Below are 13,370 nucleotides of genomic sequence, written 5' to 3'. Positions count from 1 at the left end.
AACTTCTGCCTTTAAACAGGTATTTACTGGCGTTATATTTACATTGATATTTTATTAAAAGAAGTTCCTGGAAATTTTTAACATGTTGAACCTGTTCTTTCATTTTACGATAGATAATGCATACCTGCGATTAAGAATTGCGTGCCTGGTTTTGTGTTTAGCAACTATTGCGCAACCTTCGAATTCACAAGTTTCTCCAGGTACTAAGCCATTCCTCCAGTGGCAGTCACTGATGTTTAGGATTTATTCAGGTGATAGTATTCCGTATGAGTTTGGGATGTTGAAGGTTCCTGAAAACAGGTTAAATGCCGCATCTAAAAACATTGAATTAGGTGTTTTGAGATTAAAGCGAAAAAGCCCGGTCTCAACAAGCGGCAGCAAAGGTGAGAATGGCATCAGCTCACCCATTGTATTTTTAGCTGGTGGCCCGGGGCAATCCGGCATTGATTATATCAAAGAAGAATATTTTCAAAAGTTTATTTTGAAACTGCAGGAAACTGCTGATATTATTTTGCTCGACCAGCGCGGTGTCGGCAGATCAAAACCGTCACTGGGTTATCCAATATCCAGTTCGGATAACCGGAATTTGTTTCTTTCAAAAGACAGGATGATTAAGCTGACAGATGAAGCAGCGGCAGCGGGATATATTTCTTACAAAAAAAGTGGGATCGATATCAAAGGTTATAACACGAGTCAAAGCGCAGATGATCTCAAAGATCTGGCAGAGGCAATCGGGGCCGAAAAAATCAGCTTGCTTGGGATAAGTTATGGCACACATCTTAGCCTTGCAACAGCCAGGAAATATCCGGGTATGATTGATAAGATGGTTTTAATCGGGACATCCGGTCTGAATCATATGCATCACCTTCCATCAACATACGATAAACAGTTGCAGAAGATTGCCGCATTGTCGGATCGCGACTCATTAATAAATTCGGAAGTGCCTGATTTGATTGCGTTATTAAAACGTGTCCTGAAAAAACTGGATGACCAGCCCATCCCACTCCGGATAAAAGATTACTGGGCGAAAAAAATTATAACTGTACCTATCGGCAAATTTGGTTTGCAATTTATCTTGAGGTTAGATGCTGGAGACAGCTATGGTTTTGTTTATTTTCCTGCGCTTTTATACGGTATTGAGCATGGTGATTACAGGCTATTACAGCAATATACAGAACGGCGTTATAATCAATTCAATGGTTTAACTGGATCCGGGATATTTGCTATGCGACAAGCTTCAGGTGCTTCAAAAGAGCGATATCAACAAATAAAAGAAGAAGGAAAAACCGCCATACTCGGAAACAGCATGAATACTCCTGATATTTACGCAGGGTGGAGGGATGTTGATCTTGGGGACGAATACCGTAAAAGCTTTAAAAGCGAAATCCTGACACTATTTATCAGTGGAAGTTTAGACAGCAATACACCAGTTGCGAATGTGGAAGAAATAATACAAGGCTTTTCAAAAGGGGTAGACCTGGTTGTTGAAAATGCCGGGCATGAAGACATGCTGCCGGATGAAAAAGTGCAGGATGCAATGCTCAGGTTTTTCAAATCGGGCCTGGTGAATTCCAACACGATCATCTTTCCTGTCCCGGAATTTATCCCGGTTTTTTGATTCATTTCAACTTAACCATTCAACTCAAAACTTCAGTTATGAAATCTACATTGTTTTTATGCCTGCTTGTTACATGCAGTCCGGCATTTGCGCAGACCACCGGCAGTTTGATTAAATATAGCAACCCAGGCTCAGCTCCGAAAGGATATTCGCAGTCGGTTTCAGTTGATCTAGGTACTTGTAACATGGTGATGATGGCCGGCCAGGTACCAGTTGACAGTACCGGAACCCTTGTGGGAAAAGAAAACATGCGTCAACAAACAGAGCAGGTATTTGCAAACCTGGAGAAGATAATAAAATCACATGGTGGAACTATGAATGATCTTGCGCGAATCCAGATCTTTGTGACTGATTTGTCGCAGATCCAACAATTGCGCGAGGTGAGGGAACGTTATGTAAATTTGAGGACCCCGCCGGTAAGTACCATTGTGCAGGTAAGTAAACTGTTTCGTGATGATGTTCTTATTGAAATTGAAGGAACTGCCGTTATTGGAAAAGCCAGTCGCTAATTTGCACATGTACAATCAATAATTTTTTTTATCAGCAGATAAAACCTTATGCTAACCTTATGCTAACAATAAAAAGAACAAGTTCGGCTGATCCTGATTTCATCGAACTTGTAAAGCTGCTGGATGCAGACCTGGCTATCCGGGACGGGGCGGATCACGCCTTCTATTCCCAGTTTAATAAGATCGATAAAATCAAACATGTTATCGTTGCTTATGATATTGATGTGCCTATCGCCTGTGGTGCTATCAAAGAATATTCTCCCACCGCAATGGAAGTAAAACGGATGTTCACATCTCCTGAATACCGGGGTAAAGGTGCGGCCATATTTATATTAACTGAACTTGAAACCTGGGCAAGGGAAATGTCCTATACATCATGCGTACTCGAAACGGGAAATAAACAACCAGAGGCAATAGCATTGTATCATAAAACGGGCTATCATATTATACCAAACTATGGTCAGTATGCAGGCATCGAAAACAGTATTTGTTTCGAAAAGAAATTTCAATAATTCTTCAACAAACACTCACCACTTACTGGTTTCATAACTCATAACTCAAAATTCATATCTCTTTTTAAAAGCCTACAACCATGAAGATAGTTGCATTGGATGGATATACTTTGAATCCCGGAGATCTCAATTGGATTGACATTGAGGAATTCGGGGAACTAACTGTTTATGAACGGACGCCGGCAGAACTGGTGGTGGAGAGGTGTAAGGAAGCAGTTGTTATACTCACCAATAAAACAGCTATCAATAAAGAAATGATCGGACAGTTACCACAGTTGAAATTCATCAGCGTGCTCGCTACCGGTTATAATATTGTTGATGTCAGCGCGGCAAGGGAAAAGGGAGTGGTGGTTTCCAACGTTCCCGGCTATGGAACTGCATCTGTAGTTCAGTTGACTTTTGCGTTGATGCTTGAACATTTCAACCAGGTGAGCTTGCATAACCAGGCAGTAAAAGCCGGGGACTGGGTTAATTCCAAAGACTTTTCGTTTACAAAAACTCCGCTTCACGAACTCCAGGGAAAAACGATTGGCATTATTGGCTTTGGTTCTATTGGCAGACAGGTTTGCGACGTTGCAACGGTTTTTGGGATGCATACACTTGCGTATAGCCGCACCAAAACCAACCAGGGTAACAGGATCAATTTTGACTGGGCCGAACTTGATTCCCTCCTGTCAAAATCGGATGTGATAACAATTCATTGCCCGCTCACTGATGAAACCAAAGGAATGATTAATAAGTCGACACTTGCCTTAATGAAAAAGACAGCTTTAATCGTCAATACCGCCCGCGGACCAATTATAAATGAAAATGATCTTGCGGAAGCATTAAACCAGGAGACCATTGGCGGCGCGGCCCTCGATGTACTTTCCAAAGAACCGCCTGAAAAAGATAATCCTTTACTCAAATCAAAAAGTTGCATCATAACTCCACATATAGGCTGGGCCACGGTTGAAGCACGTGGAAGACTTATGAATGGAACTGTTGCTAACGTCAAAAGCTTTATTGAAGGCAAACCTGTTAACGTCGTCAACTGAGTGGTGAGTGGTGAGTGGTAAGTGGTGAGTTAAGTTGTAGCGTTATGAATTCATTCATTCATTCAACCACTCCACTCACCACTTACCACTCACAACTCACCACTTTTTTCGCCTACTTTATTTTTGAAAAACCTAACGGTTTCAACCAAACCGACTCTACTTTCTCAACTATTGGGTGATCTTTTTCTGAATCAGCTTTTACTTTTATCCAATCCGGATCTTTGCGAAAGGCATCCCATGATTTTTTGCCAGCTTCTTCGCTTGGGTAAGCGACCATATAGATCAGTCTTGGTTCCTTACCCGCGGGTTCAACCGTTGTCCAATAGGCAATATGTTCGATGCCTTGTTTAGATAAAAGCTTCAGTGAATGATTCCTGAATCTCGTCAATAATTCTTCCTTTCTACCAGGCAAAATATAGTAGGTCCTGAGCTCGAACACACGATTGGCTTTGGCTGTCGAAGGTTTGATTAATGGTGAAATACTTGCCGCATCCATAAATATAGATGTGACTTTGGCGACAATTTTGCCTGATTCTTCAGATTTGGCAGCAACTGCGCGCCATACTGTATCACTGCTAAAACCTTTCCAGGAAACGTCCCTTGCTTCTTTTGAAGGATAAGCTAAAACATAATAAAGGGCGTTTTCTGTATTATTTATAGGCAGCCAGTAACCCACATTCTCCATCCCGTGTTTCTCAAACAGTTTTGTAGTATGATTGGTAAAGCGTTCCACAAGGGCGTCCAATCTTCCCGGGTGACAATAATAAATGCGAAGCTCATAATACCTGGTATCGGCTTTTTGGGCCGATATCAAAAAAGGGGCAGCGAGGGCGATAAAAAGAAGAGTAAATTTCATCTGGCAATTTTAATTTAATCAGGGATAATTTAATCAGGAATAATATAATCAGGGATAATATTGTACAAATATAGGGTTGGCCGCTTAATTGCAACAGGTTAAGTGCGCCAGGTTAACTGCCCTAAATAGCAGTGACAATTATCAGCCTGATCTCAACCTGACGAAAATAATGGTTACAAATGACTAGAGCCAGTATCACTGTTACGGATAACTTTTGTGGCTATAACGGTGAGGGGCGCTTCTAAATCAGGGCAAGCGGATAAGATTATAAAACCAGGTTACCAGTTCTGCGACCTATGTTAGTGCCTAAGGGGGTGTATTTTCAACACTTTATAATCGACAAAAAACGAGGTAGCAATAACGCAGATAAAAATTGATAATAGCTATAAACACCTAGTATACGTATTAGAAAGTATTGTTTATTGAGATTTGCTTTCCAAAATCATTGCATACAATATTACCCGTATGTATCTTGCCCTTAATAACCCAAACTGCATATTCAGTTAATGAAAACTATCGCAATACTTGAACCCCACGAAATCCTCAGACTTTGTCTTGGGGAAGTCCTGACTCATCTTAATTATCAAGTTGTAATTAAGTCCGGCAATGCACTAGACTTTATAGAATTACTGGCTACAGCAGATCAATTGCCCCATATCATCATTTCTGAGGTTCAGCTAAATGAACTGCAGGACATTTCTCTTTTCCGGCACCTCCGGCTTCACTATCCTGAAATAAAATTGCTTGCCTATTCCGGAGATGACAGCGAGTGGACAGTTGACCTGGTACTTAAGGAAGGCGCCGATGCATTCCTCGAAAAAGGATGTAGTCTGCAAGAATTGCAACTTGTGCTGCATCAGATAACCTGCATGGAATTTCAGCCTAGATAAAACGGGTGCCCAGTGCAGCCAGGGGCTCATTAACATTAATGACATGGTCAAGTACCTTTATCAGGTCCGGTATCCCGGTTGGTTTACGGATACAGGCTACAGCTCCCATTTTTATGGCCTTTTTAAAAGTTTCGTCCTGTATACCATTTGAATAAATGATCACAGGTACGGCAGAGAAAGTATCAATCTTTTTGATCCTCTCAAGGCATTCAAAGCCATTTACCTTCGACATATTGATATCCAGAAAAATTACATCCGGGCGGATGAAGCGAAGCATGTTGAGGCCGTCCAATGCGCCATCAGCATAAGTGCATTTACACTTTTCACAAACTACCTGTAATGCTTCATTAAAAATATCCCATTCGTCGGGATCATCATCAATTAGAAGAATATGTCCAATCATGTGACGAAGTTAAGGTACCGCAATCTTTTAAAAAATTCCACACTCAAACGATCACCTGCTAATTAACAAACACTGTATAAGCACTTAGTGTTTCAATAAGTGTTTCCCGTTATTACCAATAGCGGCCAACATTTTAAGCTGGCATATTTTTTATACTTATATCTGAAAGGTAATATGGAAACAAAAATAAGTAAGGAATATGAACAATTGTTGCTAGACGAGTTAAAAATGCTTGACAGTCAGGAGATTACTATCAACGGTAACTCAATTAAGCCGAGTCAGTGTTACCATTGGGAATCTGATCCGGCACATCTTCTGTACAATACAAATTGTCCGCCTGACTTAAAGCAAAAATTACAAGCCATCATAGCAAAATATACAGATACTAATGAAAGTCGTTCATCTTGATAGTGAGCTCACCGGGAACGCAACTATAAAAGAACTTCTTGAAAGGGCAAGGAGTTACGAAGCTGAAGGGGAACACGACAGGGCTATAAAAATCTATACAGCAATCATTAAAAAGAAGCCAATGAACGTAACGGCTTACAACCGTTTGATGATTTTATTTAGAAAGTTGAAGGATTATCAAAAAGAGATAACAATAATAGACCAGGCCTTAGATTTATTTCAATCTGGAGCCAGGGCAGGCAATAAACAGGCTGAAGGGAAAATCGGAAAATTAAGTTTATCCCTTGGTAAACTAACCGGGCTCATAGATAAAAAAGGAAAGTCCCTCTATGACCCTGAGCCGATAGCGTCATGGAAAAAACGAAAGCAATTGGCCCAAAAACGCTTAAAAACTAAAAAGTAATGAAATCGAATATTCATGTTGAAACTCCGGATGGGCAAGTTTTAAAAAACGGTATCGACAAGGGAGCTGAAGATCCCGCGGGAATTGATAAGGCAGAAAGCCAGGATCCGAAAGACATACTTGCCGGACCAAAGAAAAATCCTGATCCTTTTGCAAATGCTAACCTCGAAGACAATGAGAAAGCTAAAAGCGCCGAAGGTGCCGGCACAGAAGTTACTGATGGAGAAGACGGATAATACTTATCAATAGATGATACTTATCAATATTGGTTAATATAATTGCGTTTGAATTTCGTAACTTAAAGGAACAGTATCAAACTCCGCAAAGATAAATTTTCTTAGAACCTTAAAACTTGAAATATGAAAAGTAACAACCCAAATCAAACTAAGCCCCAGGCTACTCAATCCAATCAAAAGCCACCAGAAAATAAAGACAATCTTGACAGTCGTAAAAATGAAGAACAAAATTTCAAAGGAAATGATGTAACACACAACAGGAAACCAACAAGGACTGATGGAAATAAGCATAGGAGTAAATTATAGTAAGAAAGAAAAATAGTAAATTGAAAGGATCTTGAAGAAGTTATTTCAGGTTATCAATAAAGGCATTAAGATTTAAGCCTTCAGCCATCCCGCATCTGGTGAGGATGGTTTTTTTTAGGGTTAATTGGATAATATGAGTGATATATTGGAACTACCGGTACATTATCAGAATGAAGAACTGGTCTTTGGCATGGAAATGATAAACTGGGGATATACCCATCGTTTCAAAATTATTGTGAATGGTTTAGAATGCTTTTTTGAACCAGATGAAGAAGGAGTATATCGTGCTGTCTCGGAAGATTATCTTAAACATGCATCACAGGACACAGAACTCCTTAAAGTGATTGGTGAAACATTAGGTGAATTGATGAGATGATGATATTCCGATTAAAATGATTGGTGAACCGTTAGGCGAAATGATGAGATGATGATATTCCGATGGCGTTGTAATTGTAAGGCCATCTGTAAATTGAATATAATCATGTAAAACAAAAACAATATTATTATGGCAAAATATTCAAAAAAGGCCCAGGATAAAGTTGAGAAGGTAATGCATGAAAAAAAGAAAGGCCAGCTAAAGTCGGGGAGTGGGCGCAAAGTGACAAATAGAAAACAGGCCATTGCTATAGCATTATCAGAGGCAAGGAAAGAAGGGGCTAAGGTTCCAGCCAAAAAATCGGCTGCAAAGAAATCTGCTGCAAAGAAATCAGTAAGAAAAACAGCAAAAAAAGCATCGAAGAAAAAAGCATCGAAGAAAAAGGCCGCGAAGAAAACTGCAAAAAAAGCAGCAAAAAAAACAACAAAAAAATAAGCCAGGAAAAGAAATTCAACTACCCGGAAATCAGCAAAGAAACGAACTTAACAAAGTCCTTCCCGAACACGGTATTCAGATCCTGGCAAAACAGGAAATCCTGTTATTGAAATTCAAAATACATTTGATTCATTTTCCTTATCTTCAGAAACTATACCTTTAATCTAAACTGTAAATGCGAAAACCTTTTCTTACATGCTGAATCCTCGGACCAGGGATGCTGTAGAAATATTAAACGGCCTTCTCAGGGTAAATAGCGATCGCATCAATTTCTACAAGGACTATCTCGAATATGGCAATGAGTTAGATGCCGACTACCGTGAATTTTTCGCACTCGTGGCTGGCGAGAGCTACCAAAACAACATCTGGATCAGTATCGAAATTCAAACAATAGAAGGTAATATAGAAACTGAAACACCGGTTGAGGATATTCGTGCCAATTTGAAACCAGCCACGCCATTACCTGGCCGCGCTGTAATTCTAAAACAATGTATGTTGCTGGAAAATAATATCAGGGCTGAATACACAAAAGCCGTTCAATCGGTATTTATCCCTCAATACATGCGTGAATTGCTGAAAAAACAGATCCGCCGGCTTGAAGCTGCGAAACGACAGGTAGAAAGATTTTCCTAGGTTATCCGTCATTCAGTTATCAGAGAAGTCTTTTTTGTATCGGCCATCAACAGGTAAACGACCAGCGATATGAAAATGCAGGCAGTTACATAATAGTAATACCAGTCTTCATGCCCGGCCTTTTTCAGCCAGAGTGCAATGTACTCAGCAGTTCCACCAAATATTGCTACCGTGAGCGAATAGGGAAGTCCGACACCCATAGCTCTCACTTCTACTGGAAACAATTCCGCTTTCACTATTGCATTGATGGAAGTATAACCACTCACGATGATCAGCGCGGACATGATCAGTAAGAATATATTGAAGAGTTGGGTGGTCGACTCAAGAGCCATAAACAGTGGGATGGTGAAAATCGTACCCAATACTCCAAAGGCGATCAATAACGGCTTTCTGCCGGTTTTGTCGCTCAATGCCCCGAAAACCGGTTGTAATAGCGCGAATAATAATAAGGAACAAAAGGTGAGAAGAGTGGATTGATCTTTTGATAAACCAGTAGTGTTCACCAGGAATTTCTGCATATATGTGGAATAGGTGTAAAATGCAACCGTACCACCAAGCGTGAGTCCTACAACAGTAAGAATGGCCCGGGGATGTTGTAAAAGGCGCATCAAATGATTCTTTTTTACAGGTCCTTTTTTTTGCTGACTAATAAAAGCGGCCGTCTCATGTAAATTTTGGCGTAGATATAAGGCAATCAATGAAAGTATTGCTCCAATAACAAAAGGTATTCTCCATCCCCATTCGTGCAGCTGTTCGCTGGTAAGAAAAATACGTTGTAACAACAGTTGCAGACCAACAGCCAGCAATTGACCACCTATCAGCGTTACATACTGAAAGCTGGAATAAAATCCGCGACGGGATGCAAGAGCGACCTCACTGAGATAGGTAGCCGAAGTTCCATATTCACCACCTACACTCAAGCCCTGCAATAACCTTGCAATCAACAACAGGATAGGGGCAATGATCCCAATGGAGTTATAGCCGGGGGTAACAGCAATAAGTAATGAGCCGAAAGACATGAGTAAAACTGAAAGGGTCATAGCAGTTTTGCGTCCGTGGGTGTCGGCCAGCTTGCCAAAAATATAACCCCCGATCGGACGCATAATAAAACCAACAGCAAAAATTCCGGCAGTATTGATGAGCTGCGCCGTCGGATCATTATTCGGAAAAAAGCTGGAAGCGAAATACAGGGAAAACGCAGAATAAGCATACCAATCGTACCATTCAACAAGATTGCCTATAGAGCCACCGATGATAGCCTTCAATCTTTGATCAGCAGCCATATTGTTTTTTATGCATGAAGTTATTTGTTCAGGGGCAAAATCACGGTAAACACTGCTCCCTCATCTGCATTTCCATTCGCATATATAATGCCGTTATGATTGGACACTATTTTATTGCAGATTGCAAGTCCGATTCCATGGCCTGAATAGTCGGGTGACATATTCAATCGCTGAAACACTACAAATATCCTGTCAGCATATTGCTGATCAAAACCGATTCCATTATCGGCAAAACTGATTTCATAATAAGCGTTTGCTGCAAGTAAATTTTCGAATTTGTCTTTGGTTTCAGCTGGCAAGGGTTTGCCGGTTATAGTAACTTTTGGGCTTCTGCCAGGATGAGAAAATTTTAAGGCATTGCCAATAAGGTTATAGAACAATTGATTTATCTGCGCGGGAATGCCAGGCACCAGCGTCAACACATTACTTTTTACCTCAGCCTGTTTTTGTTCAATCATCAGCTCGAAATCGCCCAGGACATTGTTAAGGATTTTATTGAGATCAATTTCAGAAAAAGTGGGTTCCACCTGTGATAACCGGGAATAATCAAGTAAATCGGTTATCAAAGCAGTCATTCTTTTTGCGGAACCTGAAATCTTCTTCGTGTATTCTGATGCATCTATTTTTGCTTCTGTCTTACTTAAAAGAATACTGCTGAACATCTGTATTTTCCTAAGGGGTTCCTGCAAATCATGCGAGGTGACATAGGCAAATTGTTCGAGCTCGGCGTTTGACCTGGCAAGTTGTTGGTTTGCAAGTTCGAGTTCCCTGGTTCTTTCTGTAATCCTTGTTTTCAATTCTGCGGAAAATCGTTTTTCTTCGGTAATTTCCTGAACGATACCCAACAATCTTACCGGTTTTCCGGAATGATCATAGAACACACGGCCTGTTACTCTTATCCAATGAATTGATTTGTCCTTCCAGATTACTCTTACCTCGTATTCCAGACTGCCGGTCTTTAGCGAAATCTCATGCGCCGCCACTCTGAGTTTTGCGTCTTCGGGATGTATAGCATTTGCATAATCGGTCCTTTCACCAGCTGTCCCTAAACCGAAAATCTGCACAAACCGCGGTGTTACGATCATTTCCTGTGTTTCAAGGTTCACTTCATACGAACCGAGCTTTGCTGCATCCACTGCCAGCCTGGTCGTTTCCTGAGCCTGGGCTATGGCTTTCCTGGCCCTGACCTGAGCGGTTACTTCATTCGCGACGGCAAGCACCCCGACCATCTCACCGGTATCACTATAGTGAGGTTGAAAAACAAAATTTGCGAATACCTCATCTCTTTTTCCATTCCTTAAGATCACAACCGGTCTCTCGTGCTCATGAAAAGTATTACCGGTAGCAACTACGTATTGGAGAAGTTTATCAAAACCCTGGTGGACAACCTCGGTGAACACTTCTGTTATTTTTTTACCAACAGCACTTGCATCACGGTCCCACAATTCAAGCATAGGTGGATTGGCAAGCTCTATTACAAAATCTGGTAGTCTTAACATACAGATGGCTACAGGAGCATGCATCAATAACCGGAAAGCCTGGCGGTATTCTCCCAACTGTTCCGCAGTATCTGCCTGGTTAATGTTTTCCGGTATCTTATTAATGTTTTCAGTCATCATGTATCAATCCTGGATGAAGGTAATCATATACAAGGAGATGTCCACATACAGGGAGATGGCCACATACACGGAGATATCCCTCTCCCGCAGCAAGCCTTGACCATCGGATAAGGCCGGGCATATCTTTTGATATTTCCAGTTTGGAAACCTTATTGAAGTTCACAGTACAAATTTTTTTTATGGTAATACATAAAGCATTAAACAATCAAAATCCGATCCGGAAATTTATTGCTGGTTTTTCTCTTATGCTAATTTTTGCCCTGCTTAGTACCGGCCTCTACGCACAGGAAAGCGTAGAAATTAACGGTCAGGACGTCGGTTCATGGTTTGAAAGGAACTGGATGTGGATAACCGGGGCCGTTTTATTGCTTTTGCTGATCGTTTTATTCAGCACAAGATCAAGGAGAACGCGTAAAACAACAACAGTTGTAAAAGACACATATGGAAATGTGAAAAGCGTTACTACTACCGAGGAAAAACCATAAGCAGGCAGGGACTTACCGACCGATAAATGTATTAGATTTGCAGCTACGGCATGTCCTTATTTATCACTTCACTCAATTCCGGCAGCAACGGAAACTGTTATTATATTGGAAATGACCAGGACGCAATCCTGGTTGATGCGGGATTGTCCTGCAAAGAACTTGAGGTCCGGATGATGAGGCTAGGCCTCAGTATGGGAATGGTCAGGGCGGTCTTTATCTCGCATGAGCATACCGACCATATTTCGGGCATTCCAACTTTGTTGAAACGTTATAAGCTGCCGGTTTATATAACTCCATCCACGCTGAGAAACGGAAAGATCAGGTTCGATGCTTCCCTGATAAACTATTTTCTGCCGTATCAACCGGTAACAATAGGGAGTCTGAATATAACGGCGTTTCCAAAATTTCATGATGCATGTGATCCGCATAGTTTTATCGTTTCCAATGGTAAAATCAATATAGGTGTTTTCACAGATATCGGAAAACCTTGCGAACATGTGACAAATCATTTCAGCATTTGTCATGCGGCGTTTCTTGAATCGAACTATGATGAATTGATGTTAAGTGAAGGTCGTTATCCCTGGTTTCTGAAAAATCGGATTACAGGTGGCAAAGGTCACTTATCAAACACCCAGGCACTGGAAATTTTTCTTCAGTACAAGCCGGCATATATGACGCATTTGCTACTTGCGCATTTATCAAAGGAAAATAATTGTCCGAAACTGGTCGGCGAACTTTTTACTAAACATGCAGGTAACACAAATGTAGTGGTGGCCACCAGGTATGCCGAAACCCCTGTTTATGAAATAATGGCTACTGAAAACCTTCTTGTTAATTCCATCGTAAAACCTCCAACCGTAAAACCTCCAACTGTAAAACCTTCAACTGTAAAAACTCCAACTCCTCAAATTCCTTCTTGTTCACAGTTGAGTTTGTTCTGAGGAAGAAATGGCTGAGTGAAAAATGACTGAGGAAAAATGGCTGTTGAAAATTCATAGGTTTGCCAGCCATTGATAAATCATTAGCTTTGAGATTGCATGAAATATTCTCAGATTATTGGGGTCATTGCCACCCTTTGTCTTGTCGCAAGTTGTTTTTTCAACTGGACCTGGTACCCGGATCTTAATAAATCTTTCACGGGATTTTTTTCTGAAGACCAGGTTTATGGAAAGCCAGGTAACGTGTTCATTTTTTTCTCGGTGTTTACCATTGCTTTCTTTTTAATTCGCCGGGTCTGGGCCAAGAGATGGAATTTCATTTTCGCCGGCCTGATCCTGGCATACGCTATCAAAACATATATACTATACACGGGTTGTTACAACGGCATATGCCCAATTAACCTAGCCGGCATTTGGGTGATG

The 13,370-nt window shown here is 40.9% G+C and carries 19 protein-coding genes; 14 read left to right on the top strand and 5 right to left on the bottom strand.

Translation table 11 applies throughout. The features are described 5' to 3' along the window. The first annotated feature begins 82 nt into the window (after nt 1-82). The 4 genes from VK664_RS10870 to VK664_RS10855 all read left to right on the top strand — a co-directional run bounded on the left by VK664_RS10870 (nt 83) and on the right by VK664_RS10855 (nt 3,676). The gene (locus VK664_RS10870) at nt 83-1,618 is read left to right on the top strand and encodes an alpha/beta hydrolase (RefSeq protein ID WP_461398680.1); all 1,536 of its coding nucleotides are present in this window, start codon (nt 83-85) and stop codon (nt 1,616-1,618) included. Between the two features lie 38 nt (nt 1,619-1,656). Beyond that, a complete protein-coding gene (locus tag VK664_RS10865; RefSeq protein ID WP_461398679.1) occupies nt 1,657-2,127 on the top strand; it encodes a RidA family protein in 471 nt (156 codons plus the stop codon). A 59-nt stretch (nt 2,128-2,186) separates the two neighbouring features. After that, entirely contained in the window at nt 2,187-2,639 is a 453-nt protein-coding gene (locus VK664_RS10860) for a GNAT family N-acetyltransferase (protein ID WP_461398678.1), read from the top strand. An 80-nt stretch (nt 2,640-2,719) separates the two neighbouring features. Then, nucleotides 2,720-3,676: a D-2-hydroxyacid dehydrogenase gene (locus VK664_RS10855; RefSeq protein ID WP_461398677.1), complete on the top strand. Its 957-nt coding sequence runs from the start codon at nt 2,720-2,722 to the stop codon at nt 3,674-3,676. Between the two features lie 112 nt (nt 3,677-3,788). Here VK664_RS10855 and VK664_RS10850 read toward each other — a convergent pair whose 3' ends face one another. Next, complete coding sequence (locus tag VK664_RS10850; protein ID WP_461398676.1) at nt 3,789-4,532, bottom strand: NIPSNAP family protein; 744 nt, start codon at nt 4,530-4,532, stop codon at nt 3,789-3,791. 506 nt (nt 4,533-5,038) lie between these two features. Here VK664_RS10850 and VK664_RS10845 point away from each other — a divergent pair. Continuing rightward, a complete protein-coding gene (locus VK664_RS10845) occupies nt 5,039-5,422 on the top strand; it encodes a response regulator (protein WP_461398675.1) in 384 nt (127 codons plus the stop codon). On the opposite strand, the gene VK664_RS10840 is transcribed toward VK664_RS10845, so the two are convergent. Continuing rightward, nucleotides 5,415-5,825: a response regulator gene (locus VK664_RS10840; RefSeq protein ID WP_461398674.1), complete on the bottom strand. Its 411-nt coding sequence runs from the start codon at nt 5,823-5,825 to the stop codon at nt 5,415-5,417. The two genes, VK664_RS10845 and VK664_RS10840, sit on opposite strands and share 8 nt — an antisense overlap. 388 nt (nt 5,826-6,213) lie before the next feature. Between VK664_RS10840 and VK664_RS10835 the strand changes: the two genes are divergently transcribed. From VK664_RS10835 to VK664_RS10810, 6 genes are all read left to right on the top strand, one after another. After that, nucleotides 6,214-6,636 carry a tetratricopeptide repeat protein gene (locus VK664_RS10835; protein WP_461398673.1) on the top strand — a complete coding sequence of 141 codons (423 nt, stop codon included), beginning with the start codon at nt 6,214-6,216 and terminating at the stop codon, nt 6,634-6,636. Beyond that, nucleotides 6,636-6,872, top strand: coding sequence for a hypothetical protein (locus VK664_RS10830; protein ID WP_461398672.1), 237 nt, complete (start codon nt 6,636-6,638; stop codon nt 6,870-6,872). The genes VK664_RS10835 and VK664_RS10830 overlap by 1 nt, the downstream gene beginning before the upstream one ends. A gap of 123 nt (nt 6,873-6,995) precedes the next feature. Then, entirely contained in the window at nt 6,996-7,178 is a 183-nt protein-coding gene (locus VK664_RS10825) for a hypothetical protein (RefSeq protein ID WP_461398671.1), read from the top strand. 133 nt (nt 7,179-7,311) lie between these two features. Next, nucleotides 7,312-7,554: a hypothetical protein gene (locus VK664_RS10820; protein ID WP_461398670.1), complete on the top strand. Its 243-nt coding sequence runs from the start codon at nt 7,312-7,314 to the stop codon at nt 7,552-7,554. A 129-nt stretch (nt 7,555-7,683) separates the two neighbouring features. Then, nucleotides 7,684-7,989, top strand: coding sequence for a DUF6496 domain-containing protein (locus tag VK664_RS10815; RefSeq protein ID WP_461398669.1), 306 nt, complete (start codon nt 7,684-7,686; stop codon nt 7,987-7,989). Nucleotides 7,990-8,184: 195 nt separating this feature from the next. Further along, a complete protein-coding gene (locus VK664_RS10810) occupies nt 8,185-8,622 on the top strand; it encodes a hypothetical protein (protein ID WP_461398668.1) in 438 nt (145 codons plus the stop codon). An 8-nt stretch (nt 8,623-8,630) separates the two neighbouring features. Here VK664_RS10810 and VK664_RS10805 read toward each other — a convergent pair whose 3' ends face one another. Genes VK664_RS10805 through VK664_RS10795 form a run of 3 tightly spaced genes read right to left on the bottom strand, consistent with a single transcriptional unit; the run spans nt 8,631 to nt 11,687 of the window. Further along, nucleotides 8,631-9,905 (bottom strand): MFS transporter, encoded by a 1,275-nt coding sequence (locus VK664_RS10805; RefSeq protein ID WP_461398667.1) that lies wholly within the window; start codon nt 9,903-9,905, stop codon nt 8,631-8,633. 20 nt (nt 9,906-9,925) lie between these two features. Further along, nucleotides 9,926-11,524 carry a PAS domain-containing sensor histidine kinase gene (locus tag VK664_RS10800; protein WP_461398666.1) on the bottom strand — a complete coding sequence of 533 codons (1,599 nt, stop codon included), beginning with the start codon at nt 11,522-11,524 and terminating at the stop codon, nt 9,926-9,928. Then, nucleotides 11,514-11,687, bottom strand: coding sequence for a hypothetical protein (locus VK664_RS10795; RefSeq protein WP_461398665.1), 174 nt, complete (start codon nt 11,685-11,687; stop codon nt 11,514-11,516). The genes VK664_RS10800 and VK664_RS10795 overlap by 11 nt, the downstream gene beginning before the upstream one ends. A 16-nt stretch (nt 11,688-11,703) precedes the next feature. On the opposite strand from VK664_RS10795, the gene VK664_RS10790 reads away from it, so the two are divergent. The 3 genes from VK664_RS10790 to VK664_RS10780 all read left to right on the top strand — a co-directional run. After that, nucleotides 11,704-12,009, top strand: coding sequence for a hypothetical protein (locus tag VK664_RS10790; protein ID WP_461398664.1), 306 nt, complete (start codon nt 11,704-11,706; stop codon nt 12,007-12,009). 50 nt (nt 12,010-12,059) lie between these two features. Then, entirely contained in the window at nt 12,060-12,950 is an 891-nt protein-coding gene (locus VK664_RS10785) for an MBL fold metallo-hydrolase (protein ID WP_461398663.1), read from the top strand. Between the two features lie 96 nt (nt 12,951-13,046). Further along, the coding region (locus tag VK664_RS10780; RefSeq protein WP_461398662.1) for a hypothetical protein at nt 13,047-13,370 on the top strand (324 nt) is incomplete at its 3' end.

It is taken from the genome of Flavitalea sp., assembly GCF_035489435.1.
In the GTDB taxonomy this organism is placed as follows: Bacteria; Bacteroidota; Bacteroidia; order Chitinophagales; family Chitinophagaceae; genus DATHKG01.
The sequence above is the reverse complement of the archived record's forward strand: the minus strand, read 5'-3'. Positions and strand labels throughout refer to the sequence as shown.

What these genes read in the sequence shown, in the direction of transcription:
- VK664_RS10800 (WP_461398666.1), bottom strand. Translation starts at nt 11,524, where the DNA reads ATGATGACTGAAAACATTAATAAGATACCGGAAAACATTAACCAGGCA.
- VK664_RS10835 (WP_461398673.1), top strand. Translation starts at nt 6,214, where the DNA reads ATGAAAGTCGTTCATCTTGATAGTGAGCTCACCGGGAACGCAACTATA.
- VK664_RS10850 (WP_461398676.1), bottom strand. Translation starts at nt 4,532, where the DNA reads ATGAAATTTACTCTTCTTTTTATCGCCCTCGCTGCCCCTTTTTTGATA.
- VK664_RS10790 (WP_461398664.1), top strand. Translation starts at nt 11,704, where the DNA reads ATGGTAATACATAAAGCATTAAACAATCAAAATCCGATCCGGAAATTT.
- VK664_RS10865 (WP_461398679.1), top strand. Translation starts at nt 1,657, where the DNA reads ATGAAATCTACATTGTTTTTATGCCTGCTTGTTACATGCAGTCCGGCA.
- VK664_RS10860 (WP_461398678.1), top strand. Translation starts at nt 2,187, where the DNA reads ATGCTAACAATAAAAAGAACAAGTTCGGCTGATCCTGATTTCATCGAA.
- VK664_RS10815 (WP_461398669.1), top strand. Translation starts at nt 7,684, where the DNA reads ATGGCAAAATATTCAAAAAAGGCCCAGGATAAAGTTGAGAAGGTAATG.
- VK664_RS10840 (WP_461398674.1), bottom strand. Translation starts at nt 5,825, where the DNA reads ATGATTGGACATATTCTTCTAATTGATGATGATCCCGACGAATGGGAT.
- VK664_RS10845 (WP_461398675.1), top strand. Translation starts at nt 5,039, where the DNA reads ATGAAAACTATCGCAATACTTGAACCCCACGAAATCCTCAGACTTTGT.
- VK664_RS10810 (WP_461398668.1), top strand. Translation starts at nt 8,185, where the DNA reads ATGCTGAATCCTCGGACCAGGGATGCTGTAGAAATATTAAACGGCCTT.
- VK664_RS10870 (WP_461398680.1), top strand. Translation starts at nt 83, where the DNA reads ATGTTGAACCTGTTCTTTCATTTTACGATAGATAATGCATACCTGCGA.
- VK664_RS10785 (WP_461398663.1), top strand. Translation starts at nt 12,060, where the DNA reads ATGTCCTTATTTATCACTTCACTCAATTCCGGCAGCAACGGAAACTGT.
- VK664_RS10830 (WP_461398672.1), top strand. Translation starts at nt 6,636, where the DNA reads ATGAAATCGAATATTCATGTTGAAACTCCGGATGGGCAAGTTTTAAAA.
- VK664_RS10805 (WP_461398667.1), bottom strand. Translation starts at nt 9,905, where the DNA reads ATGGCTGCTGATCAAAGATTGAAGGCTATCATCGGTGGCTCTATAGGC.
- VK664_RS10820 (WP_461398670.1), top strand. Translation starts at nt 7,312, where the DNA reads ATGAGTGATATATTGGAACTACCGGTACATTATCAGAATGAAGAACTG.
- VK664_RS10855 (WP_461398677.1), top strand. Translation starts at nt 2,720, where the DNA reads ATGAAGATAGTTGCATTGGATGGATATACTTTGAATCCCGGAGATCTC.
- VK664_RS10825 (WP_461398671.1), top strand. Translation starts at nt 6,996, where the DNA reads ATGAAAAGTAACAACCCAAATCAAACTAAGCCCCAGGCTACTCAATCC.